The following is an 18,268-nucleotide window of genomic DNA, read 5'->3' as shown; positions in this document are numbered from 1 at the left end:
AAAAGCCCGACCATCACTGGCCGGGCTTTTTTACTACTGCGCTAATGCGGGCTGATTAAGCGCCGTATACCGGCAGCTTCTTGCAGATGGCCTTGACCTTCTCGCGAACGGCGTCGATCACCGCTTCGTTGTTCAGGTCAGCCAGGATGTCGCAGATCCAGCCGGCCAGCTCTTTGCACTCAGCCTCTTTGAAGCCACGAGTGGTGACTGCCGGAGTACCGAAGCGCAGGCCGGAGGTGACGAATGGGGAGCGTGGATCGTTCGGTACCGAGTTCTTGTTCACGGTGATGAAAGCCTTGCCCAGAGCGGCGTCGGCATCTTTACCGGAGATTTCCTGTTTGATCAGGGACAGCAGGAACAGGTGGTTTTCAGTACCGCCGGAAACCACGTCGAAACCGCGCTCGATGAACACACCGGCCATGGCCTGGGCGTTCTTGACCACTTGTTGCTGGTAGGTCTTGAACTCAGGCTGCAGTGCTTCCTTGAAGCAGATCGCTTTAGCGGCGATCACGTGTTCCAGCGGGCCGCCCTGAGCACCCGGGAAGACTGCGGAGTTCAGCTTCTTCTCGATCTCGGCGTTGGCGCGAGCCAGGATCAGGCCGCCACGTGGACCGCGCAGGGTCTTGTGGGTGGTGGTGGTCACGACGTCAGCGAATGGCACCGGGTTCGGGTAGACACCAGCGGCGACCAGACCGGCCACGTGGGCCATATCAACAAAGAGATAGGCGCCAACCTTGTCAGCGATCTCGCGAAAGCGCGGGAAGTCGAGGATTTGCGAGTAAGCGGAGAAACCCGCGATGATCATTTTTGGCTTGTGTTCTACAGCCAGACGCTCGACTTCGTCGTAGTCGATCAGGCCGTTGCTGTCGATGCCATACTGCACGGCGTTGTACAGCTTGCCGGAGGAGGAGACGCTGGCGCCGTGGGTCAGGTGACCGCCGTGGGCCAGGCTCATGCCCAGGATGGTGTCGCCGGCTTGCAGCAGTGCCAGGTAGACCGCGCTGTTGGCCTGGGAACCGGCGTGCGGTTGAACGTTGGCGTAATCTGCACCGAACAGCTCTTTGGCGCGATCGATTGCCAGTTGCTCGACGACGTCGACGAACTCGCAACCACCGTAGTAGCGCTTGCCCGGGTAGCCTTCGGCGTACTTGTTGGTCAGTACCGAGCCTTGAGCTTCCATCACCGCTGGGCTGGTGTAGTTTTCCGAAGCGATCAGCTCGATGTGTTCTTCCTGGCGCTGAGCTTCTTGCTCCATGGCGGCAAAAAGGTCGGCGTCGTACTTGGCAATAGTCAAATCACGGCTGAACATGGCGGTCCTCAAGGATCGGGGGCAGAAAAAGAAGGCATTCTAACTCAATGGGTTTTGTCTGGCATATGAAAGGACATCATGTCGCAGACAAGTGGTGTTCATGCGGGGGAGATGATGAATGCTCTTGTGGCGAGGGAGCTTGCTCCCGCTGGAGCGCGAAGCGGTCCCAAATTGAAGAATGCGGTTTGTCGGATTGAACGCGTCAGCCGGTTTTACGACTGCTGCGCAGCCGAGCGGGAGCAAGCTCCCTCGCCACAAAAGCCAGGTCAGTCGAACATAAACAACGCATCATTGCTGAACTGCGCTTCGAAGCGATTGGCCGGCATCGGACGGCCGAACAGGTAGCCTTGCACCTCGTCGCAGCCATGCTCGCGCAGGAAGTCGAGCTGCTCATGGGTTTCCACGCCCTCGGCGATCACCGACAGGTTCAGGCTGTGGGCCATGGCGATGATCGCCCGGGCAATCTGCGCATCCTGTTCACCCGAGGGCAGACCGTCGACGAAGGTGCGGTCGATTTTCAGTACGTCGATCGGGAACTGCTTGAGGTAGTTCAGCGATGAATAGCCGGTACCGAAGTCGTCGACCGCAATGCTCAGGCCGAGGTTTTTCAAGCTGGCGAGGATCTGCATCGCCTCATTGACCTCGCGCATCAGAATGCTTTCGGTCAGTTCCAGCTCCAGACAGGCCGGTGGCACGCCGGTTTCCTTGAGGATCGTGGCGATCCGCGTGCCGAGCTGACCGTCGGAGAACTGCCGGGCCGAGATGTTCACCGAAACTTTTGGCACCCGGACCTTGGCCTGGTGCCAGGTCTTGAGCTGACGGCAGGCCTCGCTGATCACCCAGTCGCCGACATCCACCACCAGTCCGAGCTCTTCGAGCACCGGAATGAAATCTCCCGGCGGCACCAGCCCGCGACGCGGATGACGCCAGCGCAGCAGGGCCTCGGCACCGGTCAGGCGTTTGCCGTCGCCGCTGAACTGCGGCTGGTAGTAGAGAACGAATTCATTTTGCTCAAGGGCATGGCGCAAATCGCTTTCCAGCTCCAGACGCTCCAGGGCGCTGGCATTCATGTCCGCCTGATAAAACTGGAAGTTGTTCTTGCCGCGTTCCTTGGCGTGGTACATCGCGGTGTCGGCGTTCTTCATCAATTGGCTCAGCTCGTTGCCGTCCTGCGGACTCAAGGCAATACCGATACTGGCGGTGACAAAAAACTCCCGGCCTTCAAGCACGAACGGCTTGACCAGGCTGGCGAGGATTTGTTCTGCAACGTGAATGGCCCGGTTCAAGGCCATTTCACGGTTGGCGCGCGGTTGCAGAAGCAAGGTGAATTCATCGCCGCCCATACGCGCCACGGTGTCGTCATCGTCGACGCAACCGAGCAGGCGCGTGGCCATTTCCTTGAGCATGCGATCGCCGGCGGCGTGACCCAGGGAGTCGTTGATCGGCTTGAACCGGTCGAGGTCGAGGAACATCAATACCACCCAGGACTTCTGCCGCTCGGCCGATTGCAGCGCCGTGTGCAGGCGATCCTGGAACAGCGTACGGTTGGGCAGGTGGGTCAGGGCGTCGTAATAGGCCAGGCGGTGGATGCGCTGTTCACTGGCCTTGCGCTCGCTGATGTCGCTAAAGAAGCAGACATAGCTGGCAAGATCGCCTTCGTCGTCGAGCACCGCGGTGATCCCGACCCAGGCCGGGTAATGCTCACCGTTACGTCGTTTGAGCCAGACTTCACCTTCCCAGGTGCTGTGCTGATGAAGCTGTTTGAGCACATAACTCAGATGGGCTTCTTGCTGCTCGTCGACCGTCAGCATGTTCGGCAACTGATCGAGGACTTGCGCCACCGCATAACCGCTGACGCGGCTGAAGGCCTCGTTGGCCTGGACGATGTAGCCGGCCGGGTCGGTGATCAGAATCGCCGAGGTCGAATGTTCGAATACCGTGGCCGCCATGCGCAGGTCTTTTTCCGCGCGGCGTTGCTGGCTGATGTCACGACCGACACCGAGCACGCCTTCGAAGGCACCGTGTTCGTCCCATACCAGTACCAGTCGCAGTTCGATCGGAATCTTGCGTCCGTCGGCCCGCAGGCAGTCGAACAGGAACAGTTGGGTCTGCACCTGGCTGCGCAATTGAGCAAGCTGTTCGGGTTTGTCCAGGGCCTTGCTGACCCGTTCCATCAGCGTGTAGATGCCGGTCAACTGTTGTGGGTTGGCGATGATCGATTGCCAGCCGTTCTGGAAGATCCAGTCGGCGTCATAACCGAGTACCGCCTGCACCGAAGGGCTGACGTAATTGAGCGCCAGCTTGCTGTCAGTGGAGAAAATCACATCGCTGATGCTCTCGGCGAGCATGCGGTAGCGCTGCTCGCTGTCGCGCAGGGATTCGCTGGCTTCGATCTGGTCGGTAATGTCCTTGGCCACGCCGATGATGCGCGTGACCTGGTCGTGCCTGTCGCGGGCCAGTGCTTGCTCGCGGATCTCGAAACGGCGCCATTGATTGTTGCGATGGCGGAAGCGCAGTTGGCATTGCATGAGCTGCGCGTAGCCGGTTTGACGTTGTTCCTGACGCATGCGGTGATAGTGATCGGCGTCTTCCGGGTGCAGCAGGATTTCCCAGAAATACTCGCCCATCTGATGCAACTCGGTCTTGTTGTAGCCGAGTGTCTGGCCCAGGTGATGGTTGCTGAAAATCATCCGTTGGCTGATCACATCCTGCACATACAGATGATCAGGTACGGTGCGTACCACATCCGACCAGAAGCCTTCACGCTCCAGCAGGGACAACTCGACGAGCTTGCGGCTGGTGATGTCGCTGATGCTGAGAATCACCGCCTGATAGTCATGCTGTTCTTCCGGCAGCCGCAGTACCAGCCACAAATGCTGGTCATGGCCTTGGGCGTCCTTGTGCTTGATCTCCAGTTCCAGCTGTTTCTGCTGGCTGATCACGGCCTCGAGCAACTGATTGCCGATGGCTTTGCCGTCCAGCGGACAGCCGTCGATCAGGACTTTCCAGGCCTGCTCGCAGGAGTCGACGTTAAGCAGGTGCAAGGCGACCTGATTGACTTCAGTGATCCGCAGCTCTTGCAGCAGTTGCTGGCGTTGTTCGGGGTAGCTTTCCAGCCAGAGCCGCAGTTGCTCACTGGTCTGCAGTTGAGCTTTGTCGAAGAGCGCCTGGAGACCGGAAAGATCGAGCACACACAAGGCCACGCCGGTGCCTTCGAAAATGTCCTGATAACGGCGACGCCCTTCATGCAATTGCCGCTGTCGGCGCCGCATGTTCAGCAGTGCGATCAACGGCACAAGGGAGAAGACCAGCCCCAGCAGGCATTTACCGATGAAGGCCGGCAACAGTGCTGCGATCACCGCTTGTTCATCGAACAGGCCGCGCAGTTGCCAGTCGCTTTTGCTCAAGGGCACGGCCAGGACACTATTGGTCAGGTCATCCGGGCTCAATACTTCGGGGCTGGCGGTTGGCAGTTTATCGTTGCGCGTGATGATTTGATGATCGAGCTGGTTTTCCACCAGCCACATCGGCGGTAGCGGATGTTCGGTCTGTTTGGTCAGGGACTGGAAAAACGTTGGCGCCAGTCGCAACACCCAATAGCCGTTGGTCGCGCCACTGGATTGGTTGAGCAATAGATGCACCACCGAACCATCGTCGGCGTTGCTATAGAAGTCGCGTTGGCCACGGCTGCGTTTGACCAGCTCGGCGAGCCAGGCGTCGTCATGGCTGTCGATGGCGCTGTCACTGAGTACTCCGCCGGTCGGGCCCAGCAGGGCCACGCTGCGCAAGTCCGGGAGCGACAATCGGAGTTTTTTCAGCAACGCCTGCTGTTGGTCGGCATTTTGCGGTTGTTCCACGATCGGTAGCAGATTGAGGGCGGTTTGCGCGTTCAACGCCATGTTCAGGCTGACGTGATCGGCCAGATCAGCGGTGTAATCGATGGTGTATTGAAGCTGATGCTTTTGGGTTTGCCTCAGCTGATCGAGCAATTGCCAGAACAGCAAGGCGAGCAGCAGCAAGACCAGCGTCGCCAACCCGCCTTTGAGCGTGCCGCGCAGGGGCGAGCCGGGCGCAGGACTCGATGCGCATACGGAAGATGGCTGCGTTAGGTTGGACAAACTGTGATCCTGCGGTTTGGCTGGATTGGCGCGACGTGCACTATAAGCCGGGCGCCCGGAGGGCGGCTAGCATGCCCTGAGTTGTGGCAAAGTGCCAGCCCCTGTTGGCTGGACTGGCAACTCTCATTAAGGTAGCTTTGCCGGTTACGCGGGGGCGTTCCAGCTCCTACACTCAGGCCTTTTCCGCACGCGGGTATTGATCGCGATCAATCGCTGGCGCTGCGCATGGCCTGGCCGAGCTTCGCTCGTGCTTTATTCATCAGTCACTGACGCTAGGTTCTCCATGGCTCAATACGTCTTCACCATGCATCGGCTGAGCAAAGTTGTTCCGCCGAAGCGGGAAATTCTGAAAAATATTTCTCTGTCATTCTTCCCCGGCGCCAAGATTGGCGTGCTCGGTCTCAACGGTTCGGGTAAGTCCAGCCTGTTGAAAATCATGGCGGGCGTCGACACCGAGTTCGACGGCGAAGCCCGGCCAATGCCCGAGCTGAACGTCGGCTATCTGCCGCAAGAACCCCTGCTGGATCCGACCAAGACCGTGCGTGAAGTGGTCGAGGAAGCGGTCAGCGTGATCAAGGACGCTCAGGCGCGCCTGGATCAGGTCTATGCCGAATACGCCGAGCCGGATGCCGACTTCGACAAGCTGGCTGCCGAACAGGCCAAGCTCGAAGCCATCCTGCAAGCGGGCGACGGTCATAACCTCGATCGTCAACTGGAAGTCGCCGCCGACGCGCTGCGTCTGCCGGCCTGGGACGCGAAGATCGAATTCCTGTCCGGTGGTGAAAAACGTCGTGTGGCCCTGTGCCGTCTGCTGCTGTCCGCTCCGGACATGCTGCTGCTCGACGAACCGACCAACCACCTGGACGCCGACTCCGTGGCCTGGCTGGAGCATTTCCTCCACGACTTCCCGGGCACCGTGGTTGCGATCACGCACGACCGGTACTTCCTGGACAACGTCGCTGGCTGGATCCTCGAGCTCGACCGCGGCGCCGGTATTCCTTACGAGGGCAACTATTCGGGTTGGCTGGAAGCCAAGTCCAATCGTCTGGCCCAGGAATCCAAGCAGCAGTCGGCCCACGAAAAGGCCATGAAAGACGAGCTGGAATGGGTGCGCCAAGGCGCCAAGGCCCGTCAGTCGAAATCCAAGGCTCGTCTGCAACGCTTCGAAGAAATGCAATCGCAGGAATTCCAGAAGCGCAGCGAAACCAACGAGATCTACATCCCGGCCGGTCCGCGCCTGGGCGACAAGGTCATCGAATTCAAGAACGTTTCCAAGGGCTATGGCGATCGCGTGCTGATCGACAACCTGTCGTTCTCCATGCCTAAAGGCGCGATCGTCGGCGTGATCGGCGGTAACGGTGCCGGTAAGTCGACGCTGTTCCGCATGCTGATGGGCAAGGAAACACCGGACTCCGGCACCATTGAAGTCGGTGAAACCGTGCAGCTGGCTTGCGTGGATCAGAGCCGCGAAGACCTCGACGGCAGCAAGACAGTGTTCCAGCAGATCTCCGATGGTTCCGACCAGATCCGCATCGGCAGCTATGAAATCCCGTCGCGCACTTATGTGGGTCGTTTCAACTTCAAGGGTGGCGATCAGCAGAAGTTCGTCAAGGACCTGTCCGGTGGTGAGCGCGGTCGCTTGCACCTGGCGCTGACCCTGAAAGAGGGCGGCAACGTCCTGCTGCTCGACGAACCGTCCAACGACCTCGACGTCGAAACCTTGCGTTCGCTGGAAGAAGCCTTGCTCGACTTCCCGGGCGCCGCCATTGTGATCTCTCACGATCGGTGGTTCCTTGACCGCGTGGCCACTCACATCCTGGCGTACGAAGACGACTCGCAAGCCGTGTTCTTCGAAGGTAACTACACCGAGTACGAAGCCGATCGCAAGAAACGCCTCGGCGAAGCGGCTGCCCAGCCACACCGGGTACGGTACAAGAAGCTGGCCTGATCAGCGATAAAAAATGCCCCGACGAGTCGGGGCATTTTTTTTGCCTGGCAGATAGAGTTTTCACCCCGATGCAGCGGCCAGGCACAAATCCTGTGGCGAGGGAGCTTGCTCCCGCTGGGGCGCGCAGCGGCCCCAAAACATGCAAACCGGTTCTACCAGACACACCGCAGGTGCCGGATTTACGACTGCTGCGCAGCCGAGCGGGAGCAAGCTCCCTCGCCACAAGTCCGCGCTCGATGCGGCTTTTTCTTAACTTACTGGCAGACCGGGTTTTCACCCAGTCTGCTTTCGGTGGCCAACCTTAATCCGGCAGTTTGTACGCCAGGACATAATCACCCTGTTTGGTACCCAGCGAGCCGTGACCGCCGGCAACCACCAGCACGTATTGCTTGCCGTCTTTACCGGTGTAGGTCATCGGTGTGGTTTGAGCGCCTGCTGGCAGGCGGGCTTCCCATAGCTGTTTGCCGTTTTTCACGTCGTAGGCGCGCAGGTACTGGTCGAGGGTGCCGCTGAGGAAGGCGACGCCACCCGCGGTGGTGAAGGCTCCGCCCAGGCTTGGCACGCCCATGCTCAGGGGGATCGGAACCGGTGCGCTGTCACGCACGGTGCCGTTCTTATGCTGCCAGATGGTTTTTTGCGTGGTCAGGTCCACTGCTGCCACGTAACCCCAGGCCGGCGCCTGGCAAGGCAGCCCCATCGGCGACAACAGCGCTTCGAGGACCACGCCATAAGGCGCGCCTTTGTTCGGCTGTACGCCTTCGGTTTCGCTTTTGCGTGGCCCTTGGGCGGCAATTTCCGCCGCCGGAATCAGCCTGGACTTGAACGCCATGTAGTTAGGGTTCACGAAGGCGATCTGACGAACCGGGTCGACAGACATGCCACCCCAGTCGAACACGCCGAAGTTGCCGGGATAGATGATCGAACCTTGCAGCGATGGCGGGGTGAACGGACCGTCATAGCGCATGGATTTGAAATCGATCCGGCAGAGCATCTGATCGAATGGCGTCACGCCCCACATGTCGCGCTCTTTGAGGGGCGGCGGCATGAAGTGCAGGTCGGATTTGGGTTGGGTCGGCGAAGTGTGATCGCCGGCAACCGCGCCTTGTGCAACCGGTACTTCATGGATTGGAACGATCGGTTGGCCGGTGCTGCGGTCCAGCACGTAAATGCTGCCTTGCTTGGTCGACGCGAGGACCGCCGGTTTCACACCGTCTGCGGTTTTCAGGTCCATGAGCGTCGGCTGACCACCGACGTCCATGTCCCACAGGTCATGGTGAGTGAACTGGAAGTACCAGCGTACGTGGCCGGTGTCGATGTCCAGTGCGGTGAGGCCGGCGCTGTATTTTTCCGACTCGGGGGTGCGGTTACCGCCCCACTGGTCCGGTGTCTGGTTGCCCATCGGCAGGTAAAGCATGCCGAGTTTTTCGTCGACGCTGAACATTGACCACATGTTCGGCGAGTTGCGGGTGTAAACCTTGCCTTCAGCAATCGGCGTGGTGTCATCCGGATTGCCGCTGTCCCAGTTCCACACCAGGCGACCGGTGTGCACGTCGAACGCGCGGATCACACCGCTCGGTTCGTCAATGGAGACGTTGTCGGTAACGTGACCGCCGATGACCACCAGGTTCCGGGTCACGGCAGGCGGCGAGGTGGAGTAGTAACCACCGGCGGTGAAGCTGCCGATGTTGGCGCGCAGGTCGACTTGACCCTTGTCGCCGAAGTCTTCGCACATTTTGCCGGTGTCGGCATTCAGGGCGATCAGGCGGGTGTCGGCGGTCGGCAGGAAGATGCGCCGCGGGCACGAGTTGCTGGCAGCGGCAGGCGCGGCAGCAGTGCTGGCGTCGGCCGGAGCAGCCGGGCTTTGCTCGGTGGCAGCGTAAGCGGCGTCATCGTGATACGCCACGCCGCGGCAGGTCATGTGCGCCCAACCCTTGAAGTTCTCCGCATTCAGCGTGCTCAGCTTGGGATCGAAGCGCCAGATTTCCTTGCCAGTGTCCGGGTCCAGGGCGATCACCTGGCTGTGGGGCGTGCAAACGTAGAGCATGCCGTTGGCTTTGAGCGGGGTGTTCTCGGCGGTGGTCTCACCCGGGTCGTTCGGCCCTGGAAGGTCACCGGTGCGATAGGTCCAGGCCGGCACCAGCGTGTTCACGTTCTCTGGAGTGATCTGCGCCAGTGGCGAGTAACGGTCACCGTGAGCGCTGCGGCCGTAGGAATTCCAGTCACCGTCGGGCATGGCCGGGGCGGTGTTGGTCATGCCGGGAACGGCGTCGCGATCCAGCTGGCCTTTGATTTCCCCCGGGTTGGTGAACAGGCTGGCCAGCGCGGCAATACCGGCGATAACCACGGCAGCGCTCAGCGCGCCAGTGCCAATCGGGTTGAACTCACCGCGATGCAACGGACGGCGGACCCACGGCAGCAGCAGGACGATACCGAAGGCAAAGAACAGCGCCAGACGCGGCACCAATTGCCACCAGTCCAGGCGGACTTCCCACAGAGCCCAGACCGTACTGACGAACAGCACCAGTGCGTACAGGCCCAGTGCGGAGCGGCGGGCAGCGAGCAATAACGCTCCGGTCGCGAGCAGACCGATACCGGCCAGCAGGTAATACAGCGAGCCGCCGAGCATGCTCAGCTTGATCCCTCCGGCCAGCAAGGCCAGGCCCATTAGCACAAGCATGATGCCGAGCAGGCTCGGCAGCAGACGGCTTCGACTCAAAGCACCATCAGTGCTCATAGTGTGGTTCTCCATGACGTTAAGAGTATTCCCCGCGCATGTTCACTGTAGATGACGATCAGGCGCGGGCTTTGGTTTAGGTAAGTCGGGTTTATCGGATTCGTCGGCGTTAAGGTGGCGAGACAGCGCTGTCTTTCGGCTTTTTGAAGTGAGTCAGTCGTGGATCTTTTTCCGGGAGTGGGCAGAAGCAAAGGGTAGATGAAACGTTTCAGCTTTTAATGCTTAAAGGATAAAGCTCTGTCTGCGGGAGAGAAAGGGCTTTTATTGACATGGATCATTTCGGATTGGGTAACAGTTGGCTAAGACCCGTCGCCGCAACGATTCATCACGGCAAAAAGGGCGGACAGAGCAGTCCGCCCCGGTACACTCAAAGAGCCTTCAGTTCAGCAGATACACCGCGATCATGGTCGGCTGCCCTCGACCACAGTGTTCGCTTTGCTTTCCCGGGTGTAGGTCAGCACGAAATGCGCGACGAGCCCGAAGATCAATCCCCAGAAAGCAGCGGCCAGTCCAAGGAAACTCATACCCGAGGCGGTCACCAGAAAGGTGATCAGCGCGGCTTCACGCTGTTTTTCATCGGCCATGGCACCGGTGAGCCCGGCGCTGATCGCCCCGAACAGGGCCAGGCCGGCCAGGGAGGCAATCAACTCTTTGGGCAAGGCGGAAAATACCGAGGCCAGGGTCGCACCGAACGTGCCCATCAGAATGTAAAACACTCCGCAGGCGATCCCGGCGACGTAGCGTTTGTCGCGATTCTCATGGGCTTCGCGACCGGTGCAGATCGCCGCGGTAATGGCTGCCAGGTTAAAGCCATGGGAGCCGAACGGCGCCAGCAGTACCGAACCGATGGCCGTGACCGAAATGATCGAGCGCGCCGGGGTGTTGTAGCCCGAGGTGCGCAACACTGCCATGCCTGGTACGTACTGCCCGGTCAGGGTCACCAGGGTTTAAAACCGGCTGATGCATTCCATCTGAAAAAAACGTGATAGCTGGTTTTGGGGCCGCTGCGCGACCCAGCGGGGCGGTGCGGCGTTCCGACAAGCCCCCTCGCCACAGTCACCTACAGTTAATTCAGTATCTGACGCGTGCCTGCGTCCGGGGTCTTCCACCGGAAGAAGCCCTCGGCTAAGGTGCGCGGCTTCCTTTTCTTTCTTCGCTCAAAGGCCTGGCATGACCGCACCGAATAACGACCCGCTGCATGGCGTGACCCTGGAACAGATCCTCACCGCGCTGGTGGAACACTACGAATGGTCGGGGCTGGCCGAGCGCATTGATATTCGCTGCTTCAAGAGCGATCCGAGCATCAAGTCGAGCCTGACCTTTCTGCGCAAAACCCCTTGGGCGCGTGAGAAAGTCGAAGGGTTGTATGTGAAGTTGCAGCGCACCAAGCGCCCGATCTAGGGAACAGGGATGCACAACGGACAGCCTCAACCGTCACGCAGGATGCGTGGTTTTATCGCTTTGGCCGCAGTGTCTGGCTGGTCGGGATTAGCCATTCAGCAGTACCTGATCCTTTACTCTCGCTGGATGTCCGAGGCCAGTCTGCTGGCTGGGCTGGTGAACTTCTTCAGTTTCTTTACGGTATTCACCAACACCCTGGTTGCAGTGGTGCTGACCTACGCGCTGAGCGTGCAAACATCCAAGGCACGGGATTTCTTCCTTCAGCCGTGGGTCAGCAGTGGGATCGCGGCGAGCATTACGGTGGTCGGCCTGGCCTATAGCCTATTGCTGCGACACCTGTGGCAACCACAAGGTTGGCAGTTTCTGGCAGACGAGTTGTTGCACGACGTGATGCCGGTACTGTTTCTGTTGTATTGGTGGTTGTGTGTGCCGAAAGGGGCGTTGCGCCTGAAACACATTGGGTTATGGGTGATCTACCCGCTGGTGTATTTCGCCTACGCCTTGTTGCGTGGGGAGTCGTTGGGGCTGTACCAATATCCTTTTATCGATGTTGCCCGGTTGGGTTATCCACAGGTGTTTATCAATGCTGGCGGGATATTGGCAGGGTTTGTGCTGGTTTCGTTGGTGTTGGTTGGGTTGGATCGGTGGCTGGGGAGGCGCTCCAGCGCAGATCGAATGTGAGCACTGACTTGTGGCGAGGGAGCTTGCTCCCGCTGGGTTGCGATGCGACCCCAAAATCTGCTGGCGCGCTATGTCTGACAAAACCCATTGACCAGGTTGCGCCCGCTGCGCGGTCGAGCGGGAGCAAGCTCCCTCGCCACAGGGGACTCGTGTGTAGCATGTAAGGATCATTCTTCCTCACCACCCTCCAACCGCCAATATCCAACTGCTTTGACCGATGCCTCATTGAGTCGATGCTCATCGAGCAGCACCCGGCGAATCTGTCGGGACAATTTGGTTTCGGTCGCCACCCACGCATATAACTCGCCGGTCGGCATTTGCAGTTGCCGCACGGCGCTCAACAAGTCCTGCTGACCGCCCTCGCGCAACACCCAGATCACCTCGACCTGCGCAGCGCTTTTCAGTGGTTGCTGTTCGGCGGCGTTTTCCACTTCTATCACCACCAGTGCGCGACGATTGGCAGCCAGGCCTTCCAGGCGGCGGGCGATGGCGGGTAGGGCGGTTTCGTCGCCGATCAACAGGTAGCTGTCGAAGATGTCCGGCACCACCATCGAACCGCGCGGCCCAGCGATATGCAGGTACTGGCCGGGCTTGGCCTGTTCGGCCCAGGTCGAGGCGGGGCCGTCGCCGTGCAGGACGAAATCGATGTCCAGCTCCAGGGTTTCCAGGTCATAGCGCCGTGGCGTGTAATCGCGCATGGCGGGCATCGGGCCACCGTCCTTGCCGGCACCGAGCACCAGGGTTTCCAGGGCGGCCTGTTCCTCAGCAGTCTGCGGGAACAGCAACTTCACATGGTCATCGGTGCCCAGGCTGATGAACCCGGCCAACTCCGGTCCACCGAGGGTGATTCGGCGCATGCGCGGGGTCAGGTCGACTACTCGCAGCACTTGCAGGCGACGACGTTTGATCTCATGGCTGACACGGTGAATCGTTTGCACAGTCACTGCAGTCATTCGGCTTTCTCCGGTGCAGGTTGAACGGCAGGGCCGTCGACGATGGCTTTGGCGGTGTTATTCAGCAGGTCACGAACCCGGAGGATTTCTTCGGCGCTCCAGCGACCGTGGTGCATTTGCAGGGCGTGACGCAGGTTGTGCACGGCTTCGTGGATCTCCGCCGGACGGTCACGCCCGCACAATGAGCGCTTGCTGACTTCGATGCGCATGCGCACGCCGTCCAGGGCAATTGCTTGCTCGCTAAGTGAAAGACGTCCGGCGTCGGTCACGCTGTAACGTTTTTTTCCGCCTTCAGCGTCGCCAAGAATCAGTTCGCTTTCCTCCAGGAAGGTCAATGTCGGGTAAATCACACCGGGGCTCGGGCTGTAGGCGCCGTCGAACAGGCTTTCGATCTGGCGGATCAGGTCGTAGCCATGGCACGGCTGTTCGGCGATCAGCGCCAGCAGCAGCAATTTCAAATCACCGGGGGCGAAGACCCGCGGTCCACGACCACCGCGTAACCGTCCCGGGCGATTTTCGAAGCCGTCACGGCCGTCACCGTGCTCGCGATGGGGATGATGCTCTCTCATTTTCTCGTTCTCTCGTCGTGTTTAGATATAACTCAAGATGTATCGTTACGAAAAAACAAGGCCTCAGGACCAACGGTCGGGCACAGGAGCAGGTGTGATTCGTTTACGTACAGTTGTCGGACAATTCTATATTGATGAAAAGCGGGTTTTAATTCAGGTGCGTGTTTGGAAATTAGTGTTAACTCTCTAATGGTCCTGTGCTGGCCTGTATTTGCTAGTTGCGGGATGTCGGTCGTGCGGATAGCGCATTACGATGAACGCTGTATTGTTTTTTCCATTGTTCTGTTTGTAGGCTGGTTCTTACGGTTACTAACTGATTGTATTATTTTTTCAGGTTTTATCACTCTGCATTTGCGGCGCCCTGGCTACAGGTTTACCGGAACTTTCCTGCTTACTTTTTATGGGAATTGTTCGATCATCTGCTGGCGTTGAAAGTTCGAGTCAATAGCCGTCCGGCTCTAACAAGAAGGACTGGCTATTCAGCGCGTAAAGTAAATCTCGGTTGTTCGGGGTTTTAATGTTCAGGTGTTAACTGTCTGACCTTTTGACATAACAGGTGTCTAACAATGTTCAAGAAAATCGCAATCGCTACTCCTCTGGCTGTCCTTGCTTTGAGTTCCTCCGTGGCCTTTGCCGCAGGTGAAGCGCGTCATTCCATTAATCTGGTTGCATCGATTCCAACCAAGGTCTTTCACGTACTGCCAGTGGACCCGGATCTGATCGTTAAAGACCAAGTGTTGAACTACAACCCGATTTCCGATGATCTGAGCACTTTGCGTGCATTCTTCGATACCAAAAACACCAATGGCTCGATTGCTGCCAGCCTTGAAAGCGAAGCCTTTCTGTCCAACGGTGTAGTAGCGGAGAAGGTTCCCTTAACGGTGACGTTCAATGGTAAAGCGCTGAGCCATACGAAGGCTGAGGAAGTCGTCGGCGAGGCCGAGTCCACTCCAGGCAAGCGTGTCGAACTGGTCATTGCTCCCACCAAGCCAGGCACTGGTTATAAGCCGGGTGAGTACACCGGTGCGGTCACCATGATCTTTGACGCCGTGCCAACGCCGCCAACGCTTTGATGTCTTGAATGCTTGTGAGCGCCAGTCTCACAAGGCATCCATAACCGGTCGACAGGTAAGTTCCCCCTGTCGTCCGGACTTTTACTGCGTTAACCGTTAAAACTTAGAGTATTCCGTTCATGTTCCCGATGACACCCATCGCGGCTGCGCTCGCGCTTTTTATTTGCGCAAGTGCACTGGCTGCGCCAACTAACAACGGCACGACACCCCGAAGTTTGCTCGCTCAAGCCAAAGGTTTACCGGCGGAGTTCGAAGAGCACTTCTTTGATGTGCCCTTGGCGGTTCGGGTGGAACTTGATCAACAATTTCTCGGCGAGGCGATGATTGTATTATCCCGCGATGATCGCGTCACCCTGCTTGAATTCGTCGATGTCGGCGACAGCAATATTCCCGCCAGCGAGCGTGAAATCTGGGCCTCGTATCTACAAAAAGGTGCGGCACTGGGTGCCTGCGAAGGTAGTTGCCCGGAGCAGATGCTGGCAGTGCATTACAACCTTCAGAATTCATTGGTGTCGATCCTCACTGAAAATGCCGAGCGCGACACTGAAACCAAGCGTTACTACGACCAACCCGAAGGCGGCAGCAGTGGCTTGATCCTGCGCAACCAGCTCAACCTGAACGGTGGTCAGGATCAGGACCTGGGCGGGCGTTATGGCCTGGAAGCCAGCAGCAGCCTCGGCAACTGGACCCAGAGCCTGAACATGCAACTGGCCCGTTTGGGCGGCCCCGATGACAAGCTCTATCACGCGGTCCACGAGCTCTACAGCCAGCGTGAGCTGGAAGGCCGCTTTCTGCGCCTGGGTTATTTCACCCCCAACTCCGAAGGCCTGAGCCGTCAGCCGCGTTCGTTCGGTGCCAGCCCTGACACGGCGGTGGGCCTTATGTACGGCAGCTCCGACAGCCTGGCAATCAACAGCCCCAAACCCAGCGTTTATCCGATCTATGTCACCGCCAATCGCCAGGCTTCGGTGGAGATTTTTCGCAATGGCCTGCTGATCAATACCCAGGCGGTCGATGCCGGTTTGCAAACTCTGGATACCCGGGTATTGCCCGGTGGTATCTACGAAGTGGAAGTGCGCTTGATCGAAGACGGTCAAATCACCTCCACCACTCAGGAGCTGGTGTATAAACCGAGTAACTGGCGCAACCACGATGAGCGTTGGCGCTACAACCTGTTTGCCGGGCAGGAAAGCAAGTTGTTGAGCAACTGGGATGAGCAGGCTTACGGCGACATGACCGCCGGCGCCGCTGTCAACTTCCTGCTGCACCCGCGGGTCATTCTCGGGGTTTCGGGTCGCCAGGTTCGGGACACGATGCAATACGGCTCGTCGGTCGACTGGAGCCTGGCCGACAACACCAGCCTGTTCGCCAACGTTTATCAGACCGAAGACCACGGCACCGGTCTCGACCTGCAAGCGATGTACAACTATGGCTCCGGTAGTGTGTTCGCCACCCATAACCGCAGCTGGCTGGACACTACCAATACCTACGAAACCCTGCCCGACGGCACCCGGGTGCGGCAGCGCAATGTGTTTATCGGCCAGACCAGCAACTCGTCGTTATCGGTGAATCACCGCCTGAGCAGCAAAAGCTCGATCAACGGTCGGGTCTCTCACAGCGACGGCAATAGTGAAGGCGTAGGCGTGGATCTGGGCTGGACCCAGCGCACCCAGCTGTTCGGCAGCGATGCCAACTGGCGTTTCTCGGTGTTTGACCGGCCCGGGACCTTCAGCAGTGGTGACCAACGCAACCGCGGCTTCGACCTGACGGTCAGCCTGGCCTTGGGCGGGCCGGGTGAGCAGTGGTCCGCCAGCATCGGTTCGCGCACTTCCCGTGACGGCGGCCGCGACAACAATGCTTCGCTCAGCTACCGCAAAGACCTGCAGGGCCATGTGCTGCAAAGCGTCTCGGCCACCGCGATTACTGATACCTACGGAGTCGGGCTTTCCAGTACGGCGAACTTTCGCACTGAAGCCATCAACGGCGATGCCTTCGTCCAGCGTTCGTCGTTCAACGGCAACTACACCGGCGGGTTGAACCTGGACAGCACCGTCGCCGTGGGTGGCCAGCAAATCGTCATGACCAGCCAGCATCAAGGAAGCGGGGCCGGGATGATCATCGACGTCGAATCCGACCTCGATGAAATCGCCCTGCGCGCCGACGATCTCAGTGGTGGCAGCACAACCCTGCGGCCGGGACGCAACTTCGTCCCGATCACCGCCTACAAGAGCAGTTCGGTGAGCTTCGACTTCGAAGGCAACCACCCGCCAGCGGCGAGTATCCAGCCGGTACGCACCAGCTATCACCTGAACAAGGGCGGTGTGGACTACCGCAAGATCACCATCAGCAAAACCCTGACCGTGCTCGGCCGCTTGATCGACCCCCAGGGCAAACCGCTCAAGGGCCACCACATCATCAACCACGCCAGCCGTGGGGTCAGTGAAGTGGACGGGTTCTTCTCCATGGAAATGAAGGCCGGTGCACCGACCCTGGAAGTGCGTTATGGCAACCAGTTGCTCTGCCAGTTCCGCCTCGACCCAGGCAGCGCGCGCAATGAAAACGATGTGTTGATGATCGGGGATTTGCGTTGTACGCCGGACACGTTGGCGGATGTGACTCATAGAACCGGTGCAGCCGGGTGACGGATATCCGGGACTCAGACGTTTAGTCAGTTCTTGAAACATGTCGTCGCGGCACTGCTGCATTCAATCAAGGAGGTAATAGGAATATGAAACGCCTATTGGCATTGTTTGGCTTTTGTTTATTCACCCAGTCCGTTCATGCGGGACCGAGCATCAATGTCGGGACGGTGTATGACTATCTGGATGGGGACAAAAGTACTTATTTGAAGCGCGTGTTCAATGGTGGCGACAGTACGGCGTTCGTCAAGGTCAATATTCTTGAAATCGTCTATGACGCCGATGGCTCATCGCGGGAAATTCCGCTCAAGGCGCAGGCCGACACCAGCGCCCGTGACGGCTTGATGGCCAGCCCCGCGCGGCTGATCGTGCCGGCCAATGGCATGCAGGGCACGCGGTTGTTGTACATGGGCGAACGGGAGAAGGAACGCTACTTCCGGGTGCGCTTTGTACCCGTAGTGCCGGAAAAAGAAGATGAATTCGCCGTCTCGGCCGAAGAACGCGAAGACTACAAAAAAGGCCTGTCGGCCGGAGTTAACGTGCTGGCCGGTTACGGCACCGTGTTTTTCGTGCGGCCTAAAGAAACGCGCTACGAAAGCGTGATTGATAACGCTGCGAGTCACTATCAGATCCGAAACAACGGCAACACCGTGGTGGTGATCGATGAGTTCAAGGATTGCTCGATCAAGAGCGAGACCGACTGCCAACCGACTACCAAACATCACATTCTGACCGGGCGCACCTTCCAGTTCGAAAAGCAGGCCGGTCGTAAATACCGGTTCACGATGATTGAAGGTGCGAGTACAAAAAAACTGGAGATAAAGGGATAGGTTGTTATCTATT

At 58.8% G+C, this 18,268-nt stretch carries 11 protein-coding genes and 1 pseudogene; 6 read left to right on the top strand and 6 right to left on the bottom strand.

Features of this window, described 5'->3' with window-relative positions:
• Positions 1-55: 55 nt before the first annotated feature.
• Both glyA and AC3I0A_RS22000 read right to left on the bottom strand, forming a co-directional pair.
• A complete protein-coding gene (glyA, locus tag AC3I0A_RS22005) occupies positions 56-1,309 on the bottom strand; it encodes a serine hydroxymethyltransferase (RefSeq protein WP_489374629.1) in 1,254 nt (417 codons plus the stop codon).
• Between the two features lie 266 nt (positions 1,310-1,575).
• The gene (locus tag AC3I0A_RS22000) at positions 1,576-5,427 is read right to left on the bottom strand and encodes a sensor domain-containing protein (protein ID WP_489374627.1); all 3,852 of its coding nucleotides are present in this window, start codon (positions 5,425-5,427) and stop codon (positions 1,576-1,578) included.
• A gap of 283 nt (positions 5,428-5,710) precedes the next feature.
• Between AC3I0A_RS22000 and ettA the strand changes: the two genes are divergently transcribed.
• A complete protein-coding gene (ettA, locus tag AC3I0A_RS21995; RefSeq protein ID WP_489374625.1) occupies positions 5,711-7,375 on the top strand; it encodes an energy-dependent translational throttle protein EttA in 1,665 nt (554 codons plus the stop codon).
• A 301-nt stretch (positions 7,376-7,676) separates the two neighbouring features.
• On the opposite strand, the gene AC3I0A_RS21990 is transcribed toward ettA, so the two are convergent.
• Positions 7,677-10,109: a glucose/quinate/shikimate family membrane-bound PQQ-dependent dehydrogenase gene (locus AC3I0A_RS21990; protein WP_489374623.1), complete on the bottom strand. Its 2,433-nt coding sequence runs from the start codon at positions 10,107-10,109 to the stop codon at positions 7,677-7,679.
• A 401-nt stretch (positions 10,110-10,510) separates the two neighbouring features.
• A pseudogene (locus AC3I0A_RS21985) lies at positions 10,511-11,053 on the bottom strand (benzoate/H(+) symporter BenE family transporter); the annotation flags it as partial.
• A 226-nt stretch (positions 11,054-11,279) separates the two neighbouring features.
• Here AC3I0A_RS21985 and AC3I0A_RS21980 point away from each other — a divergent pair.
• Both AC3I0A_RS21980 and AC3I0A_RS21975 read left to right on the top strand, forming a co-directional pair.
• Positions 11,280-11,510, top strand: coding sequence for a VF530 family protein (locus AC3I0A_RS21980; protein ID WP_150804022.1), 231 nt, complete (start codon positions 11,280-11,282; stop codon positions 11,508-11,510).
• A 9-nt stretch (positions 11,511-11,519) separates the two neighbouring features.
• On the top strand, positions 11,520-12,191 hold the full coding sequence (locus AC3I0A_RS21975) for a Pr6Pr family membrane protein (RefSeq protein WP_489374621.1): 672 nt from the start codon (positions 11,520-11,522) through the stop codon (positions 12,189-12,191).
• Between the two features lie 167 nt (positions 12,192-12,358).
• Here AC3I0A_RS21975 and AC3I0A_RS21970 read toward each other — a convergent pair whose 3' ends face one another.
• Both AC3I0A_RS21970 and AC3I0A_RS21965 read right to left on the bottom strand, forming a co-directional pair.
• Positions 12,359-13,144, bottom strand: a complete 786-nt coding sequence (locus AC3I0A_RS21970) for a siderophore-interacting protein (protein ID WP_489374619.1) — start codon at positions 13,142-13,144, stop codon at positions 12,359-12,361.
• Positions 13,141-13,713: a PadR family transcriptional regulator gene (locus tag AC3I0A_RS21965; RefSeq protein ID WP_489374617.1), complete on the bottom strand. Its 573-nt coding sequence runs from the start codon at positions 13,711-13,713 to the stop codon at positions 13,141-13,143. Before AC3I0A_RS21965 ends, AC3I0A_RS21970 begins: the two co-directional genes overlap by 4 nt.
• Positions 13,714-14,279: 566 nt before the next feature.
• On the opposite strand from AC3I0A_RS21965, the gene AC3I0A_RS21960 reads away from it, so the two are divergent.
• The 3 genes from AC3I0A_RS21960 to AC3I0A_RS21950 all read left to right on the top strand — a co-directional run bounded on the left by AC3I0A_RS21960 (position 14,280) and on the right by AC3I0A_RS21950 (position 18,255).
• Positions 14,280-14,786 (top strand): CS1 type fimbrial major subunit, encoded by a 507-nt coding sequence (locus AC3I0A_RS21960; RefSeq protein WP_489374615.1) that lies wholly within the window; start codon positions 14,280-14,282, stop codon positions 14,784-14,786.
• Between the two features lie 119 nt (positions 14,787-14,905).
• Positions 14,906-17,428 carry a TcfC E-set like domain-containing protein gene (locus AC3I0A_RS21955; RefSeq protein ID WP_489374613.1) on the top strand — a complete coding sequence of 841 codons (2,523 nt, stop codon included), beginning with the start codon at positions 14,906-14,908 and terminating at the stop codon, positions 17,426-17,428.
• A gap of 86 nt (positions 17,429-17,514) precedes the next feature.
• Positions 17,515-18,255: a molecular chaperone gene (locus tag AC3I0A_RS21950; protein WP_489374611.1), complete on the top strand. Its 741-nt coding sequence runs from the start codon at positions 17,515-17,517 to the stop codon at positions 18,253-18,255.
• The last annotated feature ends 13 nt before the right edge of the window (positions 18,256-18,268 follow it).

The organism is Pseudomonas sp. KH_024_B2, assembly GCF_057839965.1.
The sequence above is the reverse complement of the archived record's forward strand: the minus strand, read 5'-3'. Positions and strand labels throughout refer to the sequence as shown.

Bases quoted from the DNA above. Each gene is read 5' to 3' on its own strand.
- glyA (WP_489374629.1), bottom strand. From the start codon at position 1,309: ATGTTCAGCCGTGATTTGACTATTGCCAAGTACGACGCCGACCTTTTT.
- ettA (WP_489374625.1), top strand. From the start codon at position 5,711: ATGGCTCAATACGTCTTCACCATGCATCGGCTGAGCAAAGTTGTTCCG.
- AC3I0A_RS21990 (WP_489374623.1), bottom strand. From the start codon at position 10,109: ATGAGCACTGATGGTGCTTTGAGTCGAAGCCGTCTGCTGCCGAGCCTG.
- AC3I0A_RS21980 (WP_150804022.1), top strand. From the start codon at position 11,280: ATGACCGCACCGAATAACGACCCGCTGCATGGCGTGACCCTGGAACAG.
- AC3I0A_RS21975 (WP_489374621.1), top strand. From the start codon at position 11,520: ATGCACAACGGACAGCCTCAACCGTCACGCAGGATGCGTGGTTTTATC.
- AC3I0A_RS21970 (WP_489374619.1), bottom strand. From the start codon at position 13,144: ATGACTGCAGTGACTGTGCAAACGATTCACCGTGTCAGCCATGAGATC.
- AC3I0A_RS21965 (WP_489374617.1), bottom strand. From the start codon at position 13,713: ATGAGAGAGCATCATCCCCATCGCGAGCACGGTGACGGCCGTGACGGC.
- AC3I0A_RS21960 (WP_489374615.1), top strand. From the start codon at position 14,280: ATGTTCAAGAAAATCGCAATCGCTACTCCTCTGGCTGTCCTTGCTTTG.
- AC3I0A_RS21955 (WP_489374613.1), top strand. From the start codon at position 14,906: ATGTTCCCGATGACACCCATCGCGGCTGCGCTCGCGCTTTTTATTTGC.
- AC3I0A_RS21950 (WP_489374611.1), top strand. From the start codon at position 17,515: ATGAAACGCCTATTGGCATTGTTTGGCTTTTGTTTATTCACCCAGTCC.